Raw genomic sequence first — 18,826 nt, forward strand, 5'->3', positions numbered from 1 at the left:
GCCGCCGCGGTGCGTGCCGCGGGGATCGGCGGCCGTCGTTTCGCGATCGCGACGACGACGGCCCGGCTCGAGACGACCTTGCGGTCGCTGGTCGCCTCGGCCGGGCGGTCCGAGGACTACGCCGGGTGCTTCCTGACGGAGTCGGCGGCGGAGGAGCTCGAGGACCCCGAGCGGCTGCTCGTCGAGCTGCGCCGCGCTGTGCTGGACGCCGAGGCGGCCGGAGCGGAGGCCGTGATCATCGGCGGAGGACCGCTGAGCGCGGCCGCGCAGGTGCTCGTCGTCGAGTTCGCGGGTCGTCTGCGGATCGTCGAGCCGATCCGCGCGGCCGTGGCGGAGGCGCTGCTGGCCACGGACGTCGCGGAGACGGTGCCGGCCTGAGCCCCTGCGGAACGACGAACGGCGCGGGAGTCGAGGACTCCCGCGCCGTTCCGCAGTGCTGCGCTCGGTCTAGGGCGCGACGCGACCCGCGAGCATCGCCTCGAGTGAGGCGTCGTCGCGGCGGGCGCGCGAGCGGCCCAGCACGAGGTCGGCGACGACCACGGCGATCGCGGTGAGCGCCAGCACGAGGACCCAGATCAGGCCGCCGTCCCAGGGCAGGCCCGCCCAGGTGAGCGCGACCCAGAGCACCGCGGCGACGACTCCGCCGATCGCGGGCACGAGCACCGAGCCGTGCAGGTGCCGGTGCGGCAGCGAGTAGCGGGCGGCGAGGCCCAGCAGGACCCCGCCGATGCCGATGAAGAGGAGCTCCACGACGTGCTCGGGAAGGGCCTAGGCGACGAAGCCGACGCGGCGCGACTCTTCCGAGCCGAGCTCGACGAACGCGATGGTGTCGGTGGGGACGATGTAGATCTTGCCCTTCTCGTCGCGCAGGCGCAGGACCTTCGCACCGGCCTCGAGAGCGGTGGTGACCGTCTTCTCGACCTCGGTCGCGGACATCGAGGACTCGAAGTTGAGCTCTCGCGGGGTGTTGACGATTCCGATACGGATTTCCACCAGCAGTTGCCTTTCGGGAGGAGGGACGTGGCTGTCACGATACGGCACCGTGCCGAGGCCCCGACGCGGGTTTCGCGCTGAGCGGACCGGGGCCGGAGGGTGCTGCGCCGCGGGCGCCGGGCAGTGTCGGCGGTGTTGGCTAGCGTGGTCGCGTGCCCGCTCCTGGAACCCCCTCCGCCCGCGCCGCCTCCGTCGAGGAGCGGCCGCAGGAGCGCGCCCGGGTCGTGCTCGACGCGTCGCAGCGGGCCGTCCTGGACCTCCCCGACGGGCGCAGCGCCGCCGTCCTCGGAGCGCCGGGCTCGGGAAAGACCACGACGATCGTCGAGCTCGTGGCCGAGCGGATCCTCGAGCGGGGCTACGCGCCCGAGTCCGTCGCCGTCCTCGCCGCGAGCCGCACCGCCGCCACCTCCCTCCGCGACGTCCTCGCGCTCCGGCTCGACGTGCCGACGCGCGGACCGCTGGCGCGCACCGCGACGTCTCTGGCGTTCGAGGCGGTCACCGCCTCCGCCAAGGAGCTCGGCATCGAGCGGCCGACCCTGCTCACCGGCGGCGAGCAGGACGTCCTCCTCTCGGAGCTGATCGAGGGGCACCTGGCCGAGGGCACCGGGCCGCGCTGGCCGGACGAGTTCAGCCCCGAGGTGCTCCGGCTCCGCACCTTCCGCACCGAGCTGCGCGAGTTCGGCATGCGGGCGACCGAGCACGGGCTCGACACCGCAGCCGTCCGAGCGCTCGCCGTCGACGCCGAGCGCGGCGAGTGGGCGGCGGCCGCCGAGCTGCTGGAGGAGTTCCGCGAGGTCGTCGACTGGATGTCGCCGGACGTCGGCACGAAGCTCGACGCCGCGGAGTTCGCCGCGTTCGCGGCCGAGACCATCCGCGACGGAGGCGGGGGAGAGCGGATCACCGCGCTGCGACTCGTCGTGGTCGACGACCTGCAGGAGGCGAGCGAGTCGACCGTCGTGCTGCTGCGCGCCCTCGCCGAGCGCGGGGTGACGATCATCGCGTTCGGCGACCCGGACGTGGCGACCAGCGCCTACCGCGGCGCCTCCTCCGACACCCTCGGCCGCTTCTCCGCGAGCATCGGCGCCCCCGACGCCGAGACGCTCGTCCTCGACAGGGTCCACCGGCATCCGGCCGCGCTGCGGGCGCTGGTCTCGCGGGCGACGCAGCGCATCGGAGCGGCGGCGGCCGGACGCAGCGCGCGGCCCGCGCCGACGACGACGCTCCGGGCGCTCCCGAGCCGATCCTGGTGCTGCAGGCGCCGACGGCCGCGCGCGAGGCCGCGACCCTGGCGAGGCTCCTGCGCGAGCGGCGGCTGCGCGACGGCGTGCCGTGGCACCGGATGGCCGTGGTCGTGCGCTCCGGAGCGGCGGTGCAGCCGCTCGTGAAGGCGCTCGCCGTGGCCGAGGTGCCCGTGCGCTCGGTCCTCGCCGGCCGCGCGCTGCGCGACGACCACGCCGCCCGCGCCCTGCTCGTGCTCGTCGCGTCGCCATCGGCGAGCGTCCCCTCGATGCCGCGCTCGCTGCGGAGCTCCTGCTCGGGCCGTTCGGCGGCGTCGACCGGCTGGGCCTGCGACGGCTGCGGCTCGCGCTCCGCGCCGAGGAGCTCGCGGGCGAGGGCATCCGCCCGAGCGACGCCCTGCTCGTCGAGGCGCTCTCGGCGCCCGGCCGCTTCGCGACCATCGACTCCGCTCCCGCTCGACAGGCCGAGCGCCTGGCGGTGACGATCGACCGGGTGCGACGGCTGCACGCCGAGCACGGCTCGATCGAGGAGCTGCTCTGGTCGGCCTGGGAGTCGAGCCGGGTGGCGACGTCCTGGCGCGAGCTGGCGCTCGGCACCGGGCTCACGGCAGCCGAGGCGAACCGCAACCTCGACGGCGTCGTCGCCCTGTTCAGCGCCGCCCGCCGCTTCGTCGAGCGCGCCGCGGCGTCCTCGGCCGTCGGATTCGTCACCGAGATCCTCGAGGCCGAGGTGCCCGAGGACACGCTCGCGCCGCGCTCGGTCGACGACGCGGTGCTGATCGGCACGCCCTCCTCCGTCGTCGGGCTCGAGTTCGACGTGGTCGTCGTCGCGCGGCTGCAGGACGGCGTCTGGCCCAACCTCCGCCAGCGCGGCTCCCTCCTGGATCCCGACGGGCTCGTCCGCGCCGCGCGCGGAGAGGGAGGGCTGCCGCTCGACGGGCGCAAGGCCACCCTCGACGACGAGCTGCGGATGTTCGCGCTCGCCGCCTCCCGCGCGCGCCGGCAGCTCGTGCTGAGCGCGGTCGCCGGCGAGGACGAGACCCCGTCCCTCTTCTTCCGGCTGACGCCTCCCGACGCGCCGCACCTCGACGCCGCGTCGGCGGTGCCCCTGACCCTGCGGGGAGCGGTCGCGGCGCTGCGGCGCACGGCGACCACTCCGAACTCGCCCGACGCGCCCGCGGCGATCCGCGGGCTGCGGGCGCTGGCCCTCGCCGAGGTGCCCGGCGCCGATCCCTCCTCCTGGTACGGAGTCCTCGACCCCTCGACCAGCGAGCCGCTGTTCGAGCTCGACGACCCGGAGCGACCGGTGTCGGTCTCGCCCAGCCGGCTCGAGGCGTTCGAGAGCTCCCCGCTGAACTGGTTCGTCGACGCGGTGTCCGGATCGACCACGAGCACGGCGATGGGCGTCGGGACGCTCGTGCACTGGGTGCTCGAGAACGCGGCCGAGCCCGACACCGAGACGCTGTGGGCGCAGCTGGAGTCGCGCTGGCCCGAGCTCGTCTTCGAGTCGCCCTGGCTCGGCGAGCGGCAGAAGCGGCTCACCCGACGGCTCGTCGAGGGCCTCGCCGACTACCTCGTCGACTTCCGCGAGGCGGGGGGCGAGGTCCTCGGCCGGGAGCAGCAGTTCGAGATCGGAGTGCCGCCGGCCCGCGTGCGCGGCTCGATCGACCGGGTCGAGCGCTCGGCCGACGGTTCCGTGACGATCGTCGACCTCAAGACCGGCCGCAGCATCCCCCCGCAGGCCGCGGTGGCCGAGCACGCCCAGCTCGGCAGCTACCAGCTCGCGGTCGCGAGCGGGGCGATCGAGGCGGCGGGCTCGGCCGAGCGGGGCGGCGCGAAGCTCCTCTTCGTCTCGGGCGGCGTGCGCGGCAGGCGCTACCGGGAGGTCGTGCAGCCGCGCTTCGGCGCGGAGGAGCTCGAGCGGCTCCGCGATCGGGTGCGCACCGCGGCGACCGGCATGGCCGCTCCGGCCTTCTCCGGCCTGCTCGACGCCGTGCCCTTCTCGCCGGGCGACGCCCTGCGCTACCGGCTGCACGCCGTTCCGGAGGTGTCGGGCGACGGCACTCTGGTGCTCGACGAGATCGAGCCCGACGAGGAGCCCGACGAGGACGAGGGGGAGGTGCCCGCGTGATCGACGCCCTCACCATCGCCGAGAAGCTCGACCTCCGTCCGCCGACGGCCGAGCAGCGCGCCGTGATCGAGGCGCCGCTCGCGCCCGCGCTCGTCGTCGCGGGCGCGGGCAGCGGCAAGACCGAGACCATGGCGAACCGCGTGCTGTGGCTCCTCGCCAACGGCCTCGCCGCCCCCTCCGAGGTGCTCGGACTGACGTTCACGCGCAAGGCGGCCGCCGAGCTCGGCGAGCGGATCGGCCGGCGCATCGACCAGCTCGGCGCCGCGGGGCTCCTCCCGCTCACCGAGGGGCAGACGGAGCCGGATCCCTTCGACGCCGCGACGGTCTCGACGTACAACGCCTTCGCGAACACGATCTTCCGCGACAACGCCGCGCTGATCGGGCGCGAGGGCGACGCGACGGTGCTGTCCGAGGCCTCGGCCTGGCATTTGGCCCGAGGAGTGGTCGCCGACACGGCGGACCCGCGCATCCTCGACGTCGAGGCGAACATCGACCGCCTCACCGACCTCGTCGTGTCCCTCGCGCACGACCTCGCCGACAACCTGGCCGACCCGGCCGCCGTCGCGGGCTTCGCCGAGGACTTCGTGCGGATCGCCGAGCTGCGCGCGGCTCGAAGGGGAGCGGCGTCTACCGCGAGGTCGAGAAGGCGGTCCAGGCGGTCGGCGCACTGCCCGTGCTCACCTCCCTCGCCGAGCGCTTCCAGGAGGCCAAGGCCGAGCGCGGCTTCGTCGAGTTCTCGGATCAGGTCGCCCTGGCGCTGAGGATCACCGAGCGGGTGCCGAAGCTCGTCGACGAGCACCGTGCGCGCTACCGGGTCGTGCTGCTGGACGAGTACCAGGACACGTCCGTGCTGCAGACCCGCCTGCTCGCGCGCCTGTTCGCCGGGCAGGGCGTCATGGCGGTCGGCGACCCGCACCAGTCGATCTACGGCTGGCGCGGCGCGAGCGCCGAGGGCCTCGGGCGGTTCGGCGTCGACTTCGGCTCCGCGTCGCGGTTCTCGCTCAGCATGAGCTGGCGCAACGGCCACCGCGTCCTCGCCGCGGCGAACGCGGTCGTCCGGCCGCTCGAGGCGTCCAGCGGAGTGGCGGTCGACCGCCTCGAGGCGGGCCCTTCCGCGAGCGCGCACGCCGTGGAGCTCACCTTCCCCGAGACCATCGAGGACGAGGCCGACGACGTCGCCCGCTGGTTCGCCGGCCGGCTCGCCGAGAGCCCCGAGCCGCCCTCGGCCGCCGCGCTCTTCCGCGTCCGCGCGCACATGGACCGCTTCGCCGCGGCCCTGGCGAAGCACGGCGTGCGGTACCACATCCTCGGGATCGGGGGCCTGCTCCGCCAGCCCGAGATCGCCGACCTCGTCTCCGCCCTCACCGTCGTCGAGGATCCGGCCGCCGGCAGCGAGCTCGTCCGCCTCCTCGCCGGTGCGCGCTGGCGGATCGGCGTCAGGGACCTCCGCGCCCTGCGCGACCTCGCCTCCTGGCTCGCGTCGCGCGATCACGCGCACCGGCTTCTGCCCGAGGACGTCCGCGAGCGGATGCGCGCCTCCGTCACCGAGGGCGAGGGCGGCTCGATCATCGAGGCGCTCGACTTCATCGCCTCGCGCCGCCCGGGCGAGGACGGCAGGCTCGACCACTCCGCCCTCTCGGCCTTCAGCGAGCAGGGTCTCGCCCGGATGCACGACGCGGGCACGCTCTTCGCCCGGCTGCGCGCGCGAGCCGGACTCGATCTGCTCGACTTCGTCACCCTCGTCGAGCAGGAGCTCGGCCTCGACATCGAGGTCGAGGCGAACGAGTCGCGCAGCGACGGCCGTGCGAACCTCGAGGCCTTCCGCGAGGCGGTCGCGGGCTACCTGCAGACCGACGACCGGGGCGGCGGCACCGGGTCGTCGCTGCGCGGCTTCCTCCGCTGGCTGGTCCTCGCCGACAAGCGCGACGGGCTGGCTCCCCGACCGGAGGATCCGGAGCCGGGCACGGTCCAGCTGCTGACGATCCACGGGTCGAAGGGCCTCGAGTGGGACCTCGTCGCGGTGCCGAGGATGGTCGACGGCGAGCTCCCCGGCACGCCCGTCGAGGGCTTCCGGGGCTGGGTGCGGCTGGGAGCCATGCCCTACGCCTTCCGCGGCGACGCGGCCGAGCTGCCCGATCTCGACTGGCGCTCCGCCGAGACGCAGAAGGACGTCGTCGACGCCATCACCGCGTTCGGCGACACCCTCCGCGAGCGCAACGAGTCCGAGGAGCGGCGGCTCGCCTACGTCGCCGTGACCCGCGCCCGCCACCACCTGCTGCTGAGCGGCTCGTGGTGGGCGGGGCAGTCCAAGCCCCGGGGTCCCGGCGTGTTCCTGCGCGACCTCGCCGAGGCCGGCACCATCCCCGAGCTCCCCGTCGAGCCGTCCCACCTCGAGAACCCGCTCGAGCGCGCTCCGCGCACCTTCCGCTGGCCGCACGATCCGCTCGGATCACGGGGCGAGCGCGTGCGAGCGGCCGCCGAGCGGGTGCGGATCGCCGAGCCGGGGCTCCAGGGCCCGCGCGGCGACGACATCCGGCTGCTGCTCGCCGAGCGCGCCGTGCGGCTCGCCGGCGGGGAGCGCGTCGCGCTGCCCGTCCGCATCCCCGCCTCGCGCTTCAAGGACGTGATCAGCGCTCCGGAGGAGGTCGCCGCCCAGCTGCGCCGGCCGATGCCCGAGCGCCCGTACCGCCAGACCCGGCTCGGCACGACCTTCCACTCCTGGGTCGAGAACCGCTTCGGCGTCCAAGGGGAGGCGGAGGCGGTCGACACGTTCCCCGACGAGCTCGACGACCTCGGCGGGGCGACTGCGGAGCAGGAGCGGCTCGCCGCCCTCGTCGAGACCTTCGAGCACTCGGAGTGGGCGGCCCGCCGCCCGGAGGCCGTCGAGATCGAGATCCACCTGCAGCTCGCCGAGCACGTCGTCGTCTGCAAGATCGACGCCGTCTACCCCGTCGCCGGCGGCCACCAGATCGTGGATTGGAAGACCGGCCGCGCCCCGAAGGACGCGGCCGACCTCGAGCTCAAGCAGTTCCAGCTCGCGCTCTACCGGCTGGCCTTCGCGAAGTGGAAGGGCGTCCCGCTCGAGAGCATCGACGCCGTCTTCTACTTCGTGGCAGACGACCTGGTGCTGCGACCCGAGCGCTTCTACTCGGAGCGCGAGCTCGCGGAGTCGCTCTCCTCGGCCCTCGGAGCGAGGCCGCGGCCGTGAGCCGAGGCGCCGGTGCGGGCGCCGGGCGTGCGGTTCAGCAGCTCCTCGACCTCCGAGACCTCGAGCACGGGGCCGGTGTCGGACGAGAGCGGGGCGGAGAGATCGCCCAGCACGCTGTCGACGAGCGTGTCGAGCATCGCCACCGCGTCGTCCACGATCGCGGAGTCGTCGGTCTCGGTGCCGTGCAGCAGCCAGCGCGCCAGCTCGAGCTCGGCGTAGAGCTGCGCCCGCTGGCGCAGGGTGCGGTCGACCGCTCCCGCGCGCATCCGCGAGTACGCCGCGAAGGCGGTGCCGGCTCCGGGGGCGCTCAGCAGCCAGTGCAGATCGCGCGCCGGGTCGCCGACGCGCAGCGCCGCCCAGCCGAGCACCGCGGTCACGACCTCGCCCGAGCGCAGGAACGAGTCCGACGTCATGGAGCCGTTGACCACGGTCGGGTCGAACTGCCAGAGCGACTCGTCCGAGGACGCCGTCTCCCAGCGCGCGACGAGCGCCGCGGGGACGTGCCCGGTGTCGGCGGCGCGCTCGATCACGGCCACCGTCTCGTTCACGCTGTCGCGGGCGGTCGAGACGGGCAGGCCCGCCTCCTGCACGAACGACGCCGGCAGCGAGTGGATCGCTCCGATCGCGCGCCCGATCGAGTCGGCGAGGCCGCTCGCCGGGGCGACGTCGTCGATGAGGACGCGGTCGCCGTCGAGGAACTCGTAGACCACGGCCCGGGTGCCGTCGAAGGGGGCCTGCCCGACACTCGTGTGCAGGTCGAACGGCAGTCGGCTGCGGATCCCCGCGGTCAGCGCGCGCAGCGCGACGAGGTCGCCGAGCTGCTCCTGCTCGGCCAGGGGCGAGGTCGGCACGCGCACGAGGAGCCGGGCGCCCTCCCGGGTCGAGAGCAGGGCGGAGTCGAAGTCGCCGTGGGTCGAGTGGGTGAACGCGCGCGCGGTCCGGACGTCGAGGCCCTCGACGGCCGAAGTGGCCAGCGCGGCTAGAGTGAGATGGGATCTGGCCATGGCTCCAGGTTAGGTCGCTCCGCCCCCGACCGGCCCGTCCGCCACGCGCTCTCCCGCCGATGCCGTGCTCGGGATCCGGCTCCGGCGCCGCCGCTCCGCCCGTCCCTCCTGCGCCTCCCGATCCCGCGGCACCGCCACCTGGAAAGAGCTCCGAATGACCACGCCCTTCACCGACCGCCTCCCGCTCGCCCGCCAGGCCGTCGATCGCGACTACCTCACCCGCGCCCGTCCGGACCTCTACGACGAGCTGCTCGCCGATCCCGCGACCCGGGTCCTCGCCCTGCGGAAGGACCGCGCCCTCGTCGACGGCGACGCCCTCGCCCTGCAGAGCGCGAGCGCGGTCACGGCGGGCACCCTCCGCGTCTACCTCGGCCGCACCACCGTCGACGCCCCGGGGGAGCCCGCGGGCACGCCCGTCGTCGCCACGGTCCTCACCGAGGCCGCCGCGCTCGAGCTCGAGCCCGACGAGGAGCGCTGGACCGCGCTGCGCCCGATCGCCGAGCGCCTCAGCCGCCGGGACGCCGGCCTCTTCACCGAGGCGCTCGCGATCGCCAACTGGCACGCCTCCCACGCCTACTCGCCGCGGAACGGCGACCCGACGGTCGTGGAGCAGGGCGGCTGGGTGCGCCGCTCGCCCACCGACGGCAGCCAGGTCTTCCCCCGCACCGATCCCGCGATCATCGTCTGCGTCCTCGACGCCGACGACCGCCTGCTGCTCGGCTCGAACGCCATGTGGGGGGCCGACCGCTTCTCGCTCCTCGCCGGATTCGTGGAGCCGGGGGAGTCCCTCGAGGCCGCCGTCGTCCGCGAGATCTTCGAGGAGTCGGGCATGCGGGTCGTCGATCCCGTCTACCTCGGCTCGCAGCCGTGGCCCTTCCCCGCCTCGCTGATGGTCGGCTTCACCGCCCGCCTCGCGCCCGATCAGGAGCCGGCTGCGCTGCTCCCCGACGGCGAGGAGATCGTCGACCTGCGCTGGTTCACCCGCGACCAGCTGCGCGACTCGCTCGAGTCGGTCCTGCTGCCGGGCCGCTCCTCCATCGCCCGCGCCATGATCGAGGACTGGTACGGGGGCGAGCTCGAGAACGGGCCGATCGCGTGAGCCTGCTCGACGGACTCGACGAGGGGCAGCGCGAGGCGGCGGAGGCGCTGCTCGGCCCGGTCTGCGTGCTCGCGGGCGCGGGCACGGGCAAGACCCGCACGATCACCCACCGGATCGCCCACGGCGTCGCGACCGGCGTCTACACGCCGAGCCGGGTGATGGCGCTCACCTTCACGAGCCGGTCGGCGGCGGAGCTGCGCTCGCGCCTGCGCGTCCTCGGCGCAGGGGGAGTGCAGGCCCGCACGTTCCACGCCGCGGCGCTGTCCCAGCTGGGCTACTTCTGGCCCCAGCTCGTCGGCGGCACGATGCCTCAGCTGCTCGACGGCAAGGCCCGCCTGCTCGGCCACGCCGCCGAGCGGCTCCGCCTGAAGCTCGACACCGCGACGCTGCGCGACCTCTCGGCCGAGATCGAGTGGCGGAAGGTCTCGGCGCTGTCGCTCGAGCAGTACGCCGTCGCGGCCCGCACCCGTGCGCTTCCCGGTCGGCTGACGCTCGAGCAGACCGTCGCCCTCGTCGACGAGTACGAGGGGCTGAAGGACCAGCGCCGTCAGATCGACTTCGAGGACGTCCTGCTCGTGACGGCGGGCATGCTCGAGTCGGAGCCGGCGATGGCCATGCAGGTCCGCGAGCAGTACCGCTTCTTCGTCGTGGACGAGTACCAGGACGTGAACCCGCTCCAGCAGCGGCTGCTCGAGCTGTGGCTCGGCGACCGCAGCGATCTGTGCGTCGTGGGCGACGCGAGCCAGACCATCTACTCCTTCGCCGGCGCGCGGGCCGACTACCTGCTCGACTTCCCGGGCCACTGGCCCGCCGCCACCGTGGTCCGCCTCGAGGAGAACTACCGTTCCGCGACTCCGATCGTGCAGACGGCGAACCGGCTGATGCGCGGGCGCCCCGGCGCGCTCGTCCTGCACGCCGTCGAGAAGGGAGAGGCTCCCGAGCCCTCCATCGACGCCTACCCCGACGACATCGCGGAGGCGCGCGGCGTGGCCGAGCGGGTCGCCGCCGACATCCAGGCGGGCATCCGCCCCTCCGACATCGCGATCCTCTTCCGGACCAACTCGCAGTCGGCGGTGCTCGAGCACGCGCTGACCGAGCGCGGCGTCAGCGCTCACATGCGCGGCGGCAAGCGCTTCTTCGATCTGCCCGAGGTGAAGCAGGCGGTCATGCAGCTGCGCGCCGCCTCGGTCTCGATCACCGGCGAGCCCCTCTTCAAGTCGGTCAGCGACGTCCTCCGCTCGCTCGGCTGGAGCGCCGAGCCGCCGTCGGCCCCCGGTGCTGTCCGCGACCGCTGGGAGTCGCTCGACACCCTCGCCCGCCTGGTCGACGAGGCCCCGGCGGGCTGGAGCTTCCGGCAGTTCACCGACGATCTCCTCGCCCGTCAGCAGGTGCACCACGAGCCCGACCGGGCGGCGGTCACCCTCGCGACCATCCACTCCGCGAAGGGCCTGGAGTGGGAGTCGGTCCACCTGATGGGCCTCTCGGAGGGGCTGCTGCCGATCTCGTACGCGAGCGGCCTCGAGGGCATCGACGAGGAGCGCCGGCTCCTCTACGTCGGCATCACCCGCGCCCGCAGGCGGCTGCGGATGTCGTGGTCGCGCTCGACCGTGGGCCGCGTCACGAGGCGGGAGCCGTCGCGGTTCCTGGAAGAGCTCGGCACGCGCACTCGCGGTGCGGCTCCAGCCTCCGCTCGCTGAAGCCGCCCGAGGCGTCGGAGTAGGTCCTCTCGCTCTCGCGCAGCCCCGTCGATCCCGCGAGGACGCGGCGGAGCACCGCGTCGGCCGCCACCACGGCGATCGAGGCGCTGGCGAGGCCCGTCCTGGTCGGGGCGCGGCGGCCGAGCACCTGGATCACGAGCCGCGGCCACTCCGGATCGAAGTCGATGCGGTCGCGCTCGGCGCAGTGCAGGCAGGGCCCCGCGCCGGGCTCGACCAGCGGACCCACCCGGACGGCCTCGTCGCCGAAGACCACCGCGAGATGGGGGACGTCGGCGGCCAGCCAGTGCGCCGCCCGCGCCGGGGCGACGGCGAAGTCGGCGAGGAGCACCGCCACGTCGGGCACCTCCTCCTCCGCCACGAGCTCGCAGCCCTCGCCGCGCAGCAGGGTGCGCAGGGCGTCCGCCGCGGCGCCGTCGCCCTCGACGACGACGCGCGGCGCGGGCGGCGGGGCGGGGGAGACGTTGCGGGACAGCACCGGGCGCAGCGCCTCGAGCAGCTCGTCGATCCGGTCGTCGGAGGCGCCCGCCCGCCGCGCGATCAGCCGCGCGGTGCCGGCGCTCGTCCCGACCCGCAGGGCGTGCAGCAGCAGCTCCTCCGCGTAGCCGACGTCCTCGAGGACCGCGTGCGGGCGGTCGAGGCCGATCTGCACCGCGGTCGCGGAGCGCCAGAGGACGGGGAGCCGGGGATCGAGTCGGAGCACCATGCCGAGAGCATGGCCGAAACGACGGAGGGGCCCGTGGAGTTCTCCACAGGCCCCTCGCGCGTCATCGGGTCAGACGGGACGATCGCCCGTCGGGCCGGTGCCGTCCTCGGAGGAGGCGTCGGGCGTCCCTCCGTTCAGGAGCTCCTCGAGCGCGAGGTCCATCTCGTCCGGCTCGGGCGTCTCGCCCCGGGCCTCGGCGCTGAGCCGCGCCACGAGGCGGCTGGGGTCGTCGAGGTCCTCGGAGCCGGGCAGCAGGTCGGGGTGCGACCACAGGCTGTCGCGCGCCTCCGCGCCGACCGCGTCGGTGACGGCCTGCCACATGGCGGCCGCATCGCGCAGGCGCCGGGGGCGCAGCTCCAGGCCGACGAGGGTCGCGAACGCCGACTCGGCCGGGCCTCCGGAGGCGCGGCGGCGGCGGACGGTCTCGGCGATCGCGCCGGCACTGGGCAGGCGGGTCGTCGCGGCGGCGGTCACCACGTCGACCCAGCCCTCGATGAGCGCGAGGACCGTCTCGAGGCGGCCGTGCGCGGCGAGCTGCTCCTCGGTCTTCGGCGGGATCAGCGCGCCGGAGGTCATCGCGTCGCGCAGTTCCTCGGGGTTCGAGGGGTCGAAGGTCTCGGCGAGCTCCTCGAGGCGGGTGGTGTCGATGCTGATGCCGCGCGCGAAGTCGGTGATCTGCGAGATCAGGGCCAGGCGGAGCCACTTGCCGTGGCGGAAGAGGCGGGCGTGCGCGAGCTCGCGCACCGCCAAATAGATCTGGACCTGGTCGATCGGGATGTCGAGGCCCTCGCCGAACGCGGCGACGTTCTGCGGCAGGATCGCGGCGTCGCCCTCTTCGAGCAGCGGGATGCCGATGTCGCCGCCCGAGACGACCTCGGCCGCGAGCTGCCCCACGACCTGGCCGAGCTGGAGGGCGAAGAGCGTGCCGCCGATGCCGCGCATCATGTTCTCGCGCCGGCGATCATCGCGCGCATCTCCTCCGGGGCCTGCTCGCGCATCACCCTGGTCAGAGCGTCCGAGATGCTCAGGGCGACGGGCTCGGCGAGCTGCGTCCAGACCGGCATCGTGAGCGAGATCCACTCGAGGCGGCTGATGCTGCGCGGCGAGCGGCTGAGCTCGGACACGTGCGCGACCTCGTCGAGCCAGAGGGCCGCGACGCCGAACGCGCCGTCGAGGGGCGCGCGCACGGCGTCGGTGACCGGGACGGAGTCGGCGCGGGCGAGCTGCTTGGCCTGCTCGCTCGCCAGCGTCCAGTTGATCCCGTCGCCGTTCTGCTGCATCGCGCTCTGCAGCTGCGAGAGCAGGTTCTGCAGCGCGACCGGATCGTTCGGCAGGCCGGCGGCACCGGCCAGCTGCGAAGGATCGATCGGCCCGTCGCCCGAGAGGAACCGGCTCAGCATCTCGCGGAACTCGTCCTCCGAGCCCTCGCCGGGTCGGTCAGCACTGTCGCCTGCGGCCATTCGGATCAGCCCTCCGTCGTTCGCGTGAACGCCCGGGATCGTGACTCGACTCCCAGTCGTGCAAGCTACGTTAGCCCGAGTGCCCGGGCGATCGGCCTGAAGACGACCGCAACCGCAGGGCCCGCTTCCGCCCGCCGCGAACACTCCGGCGGAGCTTCCCCGCACGCCCTGAGGAAGGCCCCCGTGACGCTGTTCTCCGACGATCCCCGGCGCTCGCCCACGCGGGAGCGGCGGGCCTGGGCGGGGCCGGCCGTGCTGTTCTCGGGGGTCGCCCTCATCGTGGTGCTGGGCCTCGCTCCGGCCCCCTACGTCATCGAGCAGCCGGGCCCCGTCTTCGACACCCTCGGCACGAGCGACGCGAGCGGCGAGGACGTCCCGCTCATCTCCATCCCCGACGAGCCGACCTACCCCACCACCGGGACGCTCGACATGCTGACCGTCTCGGTCGTCGGCAATCCCGAGAGCCTGCCGAGCTGGGTCGAGATCGTCGGTGCCTGGTTCGACCGCAGCAAGGCGGTCGTGCCGGTCGAGTCGATCTTCCCGCGGTCGGTCTCGGTCGAGGAGCGCGACGAGGCGAACCAGGCCGAGATGACGGATTCGCAGCAGGAGGCGATCGCGGCCGCGCTGACCGAGCTGGGGTACCCCGTCGAGCAGCGCGTCTCCGTCGTGCAGATCCCCGAGGGATCGCCCTCGGCCGACGTCCTCGAGCCCGGAGACGCGGTCGTCGCGGTCGAGGGCGAGCCGATCGCCGATGTGGCGGCTCTGCGCGAGGCGGTCCAGGCGTCCGGAGCGGGCGCGCCCGTCGACCTCACCGTCGAGCGCGACGGGGAGCAGCAGGACGTCCGCGTCGTGCCCGTCGACCGCGACGGCTCCGCGGTCCTCGGCATCGTCGCCGGCGCCGCGTTCGACTTCCCCTTCGAGGTCGACATCCAGCTCGACGACGTGGGCGGCCCCAGCGCGGGCATGATGTTCGCGCTCGGCATCATCGACAAGCTCACCGAGGGGTCGCTCAACGGGGGAGCGGAGGTGGCCGGCACCGGCACCATCGACGCCGCCGGCGAGGTCGGGCCGATCGGGGGCGTCCGGCAGAAGATGTTCGGCGCGGTCGACGCCGGGGCCGACTGGTTCCTCTCTCCCGCGCAGAACTGCGGGGAGGTCGTCGGGCACGTGCCGGACGGCCTGGAGGTGCTCAGCGTCGCCACGCTCGACGAGGCGCTCGCCGCGCTCGAGGGCATCGCGGCGGACGACGTGTCCGGGCTGCCGACCTGCGACGCGGCCGAGCCGATCGACTGACCTGCCGCTCCCTGCGGTCGAGGCCGACGCTCAGGTGGGCCGGACACCCGTCGCATAGCATGGGTGGCCTCCCCTCACATCTCGACAGCAAGAGGCTTATCCGTGAGTTCCACAGCAACCGAAACCCCGCCGCGGAAGAGACGGAGCGTCCTCGCCGTCACTGTCGTGGTGGTGGCCGCTCTGGTGGTGGCGTTCTTCGTCTTCGCCGGTCTCTACACCGACATCCTCTGGTACGACCAGCTCGGCTTCCTCTCCGTGCTCACGACGCAGTGGGCGGCGGCCGGCGGGCTCTTCGTCCTGGGCTTCGTCGCGATGGCCGTCCCGGTCTTCATCAGCCTCAGCCTCGCGTACCGCCTCCGGCCGGTCTACGCCAAGCTCAACTCGCAGATCGACCGCTACCAGCAGGTGGTCGAGCCGCTGCGGCGCCTCGCGACCTTCGGTATCCCCGCGGTCCTGGGCCTCTTCGCCGGAGTGTCCTCCGCGTCGCGCTGGCAGACCAGCCTGACCTTCTGGAACCGCACTCCGTCCGGAGACGTGGACCCGCAGTTCGGACTGGACACGTCCTTCTACCTCTTCGAGCTGCCCTTCTACCAGAGCCTCGTCGGTTTCGCCTCGGCCGTCCTCATCATCTCGCGCTCGCCACTCTGGCCACCGGCTACCTCTACGGCGCGATCCGCGTGAACGGCCGCGAGGTGCGGGTCTCGAAGTCCTCCCGCATCCAGGTCGCGATCATCGCTGCGCTGTACCTCCTGGTGCAGGCGGTCAGCCTCTGGCTCGACCAGTACGCGACCCTCACCGACCAGGGCGCCCGCATCACCGGAGCGACCTACGCCACCGTCAACGCCACGATCCCCGGTCTGCAGATCCTCGCGCTGGTCGCGGCGCTCGTCGCGGTCCTCTTCGTCGTCACTGCCTTCATCGGCCGCTGGCGCCTGCCCGTCATCGGCACCGCGCTGCTGATCGTGTCGAGCCTGCTCGTCGGGTCGCTCGCCCCCTGGGTCGTGCAGAAGTTCCAGGTCGAGCCGAACGAGCGCACGCTCGAGGAGCCGTACATCCAGCGCAACATCGACATGACGCGCCAGGCCTACGGAGTGGACGACGTCGAGGTCATCCCGTACGACGCGACGACCGACGCCGAGCCGGGCGCGCTGCGCTCCGACGCCGAGACGACCGCGAACATCCGGATCCTGGACCCGGCGGTCGTGACCGACGCGTTCTCGCAGCTCCAGCAGTTCCGCCAGTACTACTCCTTCGGCGACGACCGCAACGCGCTCGACGTCGACCGCTACTCCATCGAGGGCGCGACCCAGGACGCCGTCGTCGGCGTCCGCGAGCTGAACCTCAACGGCCTGGGCAACAACCAGACCTGGTACAACCAGACGCTCGTCTACACCCACGGTTACGGCCTCGTCGCCGCCTACGGCAACCAGCGCTCGGCCGACGGCGAGCCCGTCTTCATCGAGTCGGGCGTGCCCACGACGGGCGACCTCGGTGCCTACGAGCCGCGGATCTACTTCGGCGAGAACTCGCCGGCGTACTCGATCGTCGGCGGCACCGAGTCGCGCGACATCGAGCTCGACTACCCCTCGGGCACCGACGGGGCGCAGCAGACGTACACGACCTTCGACGGCGAGGGCGGGCCCTCGCTCGACAACGTCTTCAAGAAGCTCGTCTACGCGATCAAGTTCCAGTCCGAGCAGATCTTCCTGTCGGACGGCGTGAACAGCGAGTCGCAGATCCTGTACGACCGCAACCCCGTCGACCGCGTGCAGAAGGTCGCTCCGTACCTGACGCTCGACTCCGACGCCTACCCGACCGTCGTCGACGACCGCGTGGTCTGGGTGGTGGACGGCTACACCAAGTCGGCCGACTACCCCTACTCGGCCGTGCAGAGCCTCTCGCAGGCCATCGCGGACACCAACACCCAGCAGCAGTTCCCGACCGACGACGTGAACTACATCCGCAACTCGGTGAAGGCCACGGTCGACGCCTACGACGGCAAGGTGACGCTGTACGCCTGGGACACCGAGGACCCGATCCTGCAGACCTGGCAGAAGATCTTCCCGTCGACCGTGAAGCCCGTCAGCGACATGTCGGCCGATCTGATCAGCCACGTCCGCTACCCGGAGGACCTCTTCAAGGTCCAGCGCGCGGTGCTCGGCACCTACCACGTGACCGAGGCGGGGTCCTTCTACTCCCGCGAGGACGCGTGGTCGACGCCGAACGACCCGACCAGTGGAGCCGCGACCACGGCCGCCGCCACCGGGGACACCCTGCAGCCGCCGTACTACCTGACGCTGCAGACCCCCGACCAGGACGTCCCGTCGTACTCGCTCTACTCGACGTACATCCCGGCGAGCGTCGCGGGCAGCCAGACGAGCCGCAACGTGCTCACCGGCTACCTCGTCGCCGACTCCGATGCGGGATCCGCCGACGGAGAGGTGGCCGACGGCTACGGCACGCTCCGCCTCCTCGAGCTGCCCAAGGACGACACGGTGCCCGGGCCCGGCCAGGTGCAGAACGCGTTCACGACCGACCCCACGGTCGCGAACGAGCTCAACATCCTGTCGCGCGGTGACACCACGGTCACCCGCGGCAACCTGCTGACGCTGCCCGTCGGCGGCGGCCTGCTCTACGTGCAGCCGATCTACGTCCGCTCCAACGGCGACACGAGCTTCCCGCTCCTCCAGAAGGTGCTGGTCGCGTTCGGCGACGACATAGCGTTCGAGGACACCCTCGACGCGGCGCTCGACAGCCTTTTCGGCGGCGACTCGGGAGCGACGGCCGGCGACACGGGCACGCCCACGACTCCGGACACGGGCACCGACCCGGGCACCGACGTCGAGACGGATCCGGGAACCGACACCGAGACCGGCGGATCGGACGCCGACACCGGCGACCAGACGCCGCTGCAGCAGGCGCTCAGCGACGCCCGGACCGCGCTCGACGCCCGCGAGGCGGCCCTGCGCGCCGGCGACCTGACCGCGTTCGCCGCAGCGGACGAGCAGCTCACGGAGGCCCTCGCCCGGGCCCTCGAGGCCGAGGGAGCGCAGTAGCACCATGGTCCAGGTCGACCGCGGCGAGCACCTGCGCTCGGGGGAGTGGCTCGACCTGAACCGCGCCCTCTGGGACGAGCGCGTCGCCGCGCACGTCGACAGCTCGTTCTACGACCTGTCGGCGCTGCGCGGCGGGGCGGGCCGGCTCTTCCCCGTCGAGGAGGAGTCGCTCGCCCGCGTCGCGCCCGACGGCTGGGAGGGCAAGCGGGTGCTGCACCTGCAGTGCCACTTCGGCGCCGACACCCTCGTGCTCGCCCAGCGCGGCGCGGACGTCATCGGCGTCGACTTCTCGATGCCGGCCGTGCGCCAGGCGCGCGAGCTCGCCGCGGAGCTCGGCCTCTCGGAACGCGCCCGCTTCGTCTGCGCCAACCTCTACGAGCTGCGGCACATGCTGCCCGAACCCGACTCCTTCGACGTCGTCGTCACCACCTGGGGCACCGTCGTCTGGCTGCCGGACCTCGTCGAGTGGGCGCGCATCGTCGAGTGGTTCCTCGCTCCCGGCGGCTCGTTCGTCTTCGTCGACACGCACCCCGCCGCGGCCGTCTTCACCGGCTCGCCCGAGGGGGAGGAGCCGCGGTTCCAGCAGCCGTACGACGGCCGGGGCGAGCCCGTGGTCGTCGAGAGCTCGGGGGACTACGCCGTGGCGGACGCGTCGTTCGAGAACGTCCGTGCGCACGAGTTCAGCCACCCGCTCGGCTCGATCGTGTCGGTGCTGCTCGGCGCTGGTCTGTCGATCTCGGAACTCCGGGAGGAGCCGATCGCGCCCTGGCGGGTCGTTCCGCATCTCGTCGAGAGCGACGGCGTCTGGTCCTGGCCCGATCGGGAGTGGCTGCCGCTGGCGCTCGCGATCACGGCCGCGAAGCCCCGCTGACGGTCGGACCCTCCCGCCTCCTGCCCCTCGATTTGCATCGCTCGGGATCCGC

At 73.4% G+C, this 18,826-nt stretch carries 13 protein-coding genes and 2 pseudogenes; 10 read left to right on the forward strand and 5 right to left on the reverse strand.

Annotation, left to right across the window (positions count from 1 at the left end; all coding sequences use genetic code 11):
• Nucleotides 1-378, forward strand: a 378-nt coding sequence (locus B0T42_RS20180) for an aspartate/glutamate racemase family protein (RefSeq protein WP_236720313.1), incomplete at its 5' end; no start/stop codon positions are given.
• Between the two features lie 69 nt (nucleotides 379-447).
• Here the strand turns inward: B0T42_RS20180 and B0T42_RS14715 are convergent.
• The gene (locus B0T42_RS14715) at nucleotides 448-750 is read right to left on the reverse strand and encodes a hypothetical protein (RefSeq protein ID WP_077223784.1); all 303 of its coding nucleotides are present in this window, start codon (nucleotides 748-750) and stop codon (nucleotides 448-450) included.
• An 18-nt stretch (nucleotides 751-768) separates the two neighbouring features.
• A complete protein-coding gene (locus B0T42_RS14720; RefSeq protein WP_055793661.1) occupies nucleotides 769-993 on the reverse strand; it encodes a DUF3107 domain-containing protein in 225 nt (74 codons plus the stop codon).
• Between the two features lie 152 nt (nucleotides 994-1,145).
• Here B0T42_RS14720 and B0T42_RS14725 point away from each other — a divergent pair, with 152 nt between their 5' ends.
• From B0T42_RS14725 to B0T42_RS14735, 4 genes are read left to right on the forward strand one after another with little or no spacing between them, the layout of a single operon-like run.
• Nucleotides 1,146-2,378 carry a UvrD-helicase domain-containing protein gene (locus B0T42_RS14725; RefSeq protein ID WP_077223785.1) on the forward strand — a complete coding sequence of 411 codons (1,233 nt, stop codon included), beginning with the start codon at nucleotides 1,146-1,148 and terminating at the stop codon, nucleotides 2,376-2,378.
• Nucleotides 2,323-4,362, forward strand: a complete 2,040-nt coding sequence (locus tag B0T42_RS14730) for a UrvD/REP family ATP-dependent DNA helicase (protein WP_139344530.1) — start codon at nucleotides 2,323-2,325, stop codon at nucleotides 4,360-4,362. Before B0T42_RS14725 ends, B0T42_RS14730 begins: the two co-directional genes overlap by 56 nt.
• Nucleotides 4,359-5,123, forward strand: coding sequence for a UvrD-helicase domain-containing protein (locus B0T42_RS21500; protein ID WP_236720314.1), 765 nt, complete (start codon nucleotides 4,359-4,361; stop codon nucleotides 5,121-5,123). Before B0T42_RS14730 ends, B0T42_RS21500 begins: the two co-directional genes overlap by 4 nt.
• A complete protein-coding gene (locus B0T42_RS14735) occupies nucleotides 5,036-7,570 on the forward strand; it encodes an ATP-dependent DNA helicase (protein WP_236720315.1) in 2,535 nt (844 codons plus the stop codon). Before B0T42_RS21500 ends, B0T42_RS14735 begins: the two co-directional genes overlap by 88 nt.
• On the opposite strand, the gene B0T42_RS14740 is transcribed toward B0T42_RS14735, so the two are convergent.
• Nucleotides 7,507-8,574 (reverse strand): phosphotransferase, encoded by a 1,068-nt coding sequence (locus B0T42_RS14740; protein WP_077223787.1) that lies wholly within the window; start codon nucleotides 8,572-8,574, stop codon nucleotides 7,507-7,509. The genes B0T42_RS14735 and B0T42_RS14740 overlap by 64 nt on opposite strands.
• A 154-nt stretch (nucleotides 8,575-8,728) precedes the next feature.
• Between B0T42_RS14740 and nudC the strand changes: the two genes are divergently transcribed.
• The gene (gene nudC / locus B0T42_RS14745; RefSeq protein ID WP_077223788.1) at nucleotides 8,729-9,673 is read left to right on the forward strand and encodes an NAD(+) diphosphatase; all 945 of its coding nucleotides are present in this window, start codon (nucleotides 8,729-8,731) and stop codon (nucleotides 9,671-9,673) included.
• Complete coding sequence (locus B0T42_RS14750; RefSeq protein WP_077223789.1) at nucleotides 9,670-11,370, forward strand: ATP-dependent helicase; 1,701 nt, start codon at nucleotides 9,670-9,672, stop codon at nucleotides 11,368-11,370. The genes nudC and B0T42_RS14750 overlap by 4 nt, the downstream gene beginning before the upstream one ends.
• Here B0T42_RS14750 and B0T42_RS14755 read toward each other — a convergent pair.
• The gene (locus B0T42_RS14755; RefSeq protein ID WP_077223790.1) at nucleotides 11,291-12,094 is read right to left on the reverse strand and encodes a hypothetical protein; all 804 of its coding nucleotides are present in this window, start codon (nucleotides 12,092-12,094) and stop codon (nucleotides 11,291-11,293) included. The two genes, B0T42_RS14750 and B0T42_RS14755, sit on opposite strands and share 80 nt — an antisense overlap.
• A gap of 69 nt (nucleotides 12,095-12,163) precedes the next feature.
• Nucleotides 12,164-13,554: pseudogene (locus tag B0T42_RS14760) on the reverse strand (zinc-dependent metalloprotease).
• Between the two features lie 183 nt (nucleotides 13,555-13,737).
• On the opposite strand from B0T42_RS14760, the gene B0T42_RS14765 reads away from it, so the two are divergent.
• The 3 genes and pseudogenes from B0T42_RS14765 (at nucleotide 13,738) to B0T42_RS14775 (ending at nucleotide 18,774) form a co-directional block, all read left to right on the forward strand.
• Nucleotides 13,738-14,847 carry a YlbL family protein gene (locus B0T42_RS14765; protein WP_077223791.1) on the forward strand — a complete coding sequence of 370 codons (1,110 nt, stop codon included), beginning with the start codon at nucleotides 13,738-13,740 and terminating at the stop codon, nucleotides 14,845-14,847.
• A 102-nt stretch (nucleotides 14,848-14,949) separates the two neighbouring features.
• Nucleotides 14,950-17,903 (forward strand): annotated as a pseudogene (locus tag B0T42_RS14770) (UPF0182 family membrane protein).
• A 4-nt stretch (nucleotides 17,904-17,907) separates the two neighbouring features.
• Nucleotides 17,908-18,774, forward strand: a complete 867-nt coding sequence (locus B0T42_RS14775) for a class I SAM-dependent methyltransferase (protein ID WP_077223792.1) — start codon at nucleotides 17,908-17,910, stop codon at nucleotides 18,772-18,774.
• The last annotated feature ends 52 nt before the right edge of the window (nucleotides 18,775-18,826 follow it).

It is taken from the genome of Rathayibacter rhapontici (assembly GCF_001995175.1).
In the GTDB taxonomy this organism is placed as follows: domain Bacteria; phylum Actinomycetota; class Actinomycetes; order Actinomycetales; family Microbacteriaceae; genus Rathayibacter.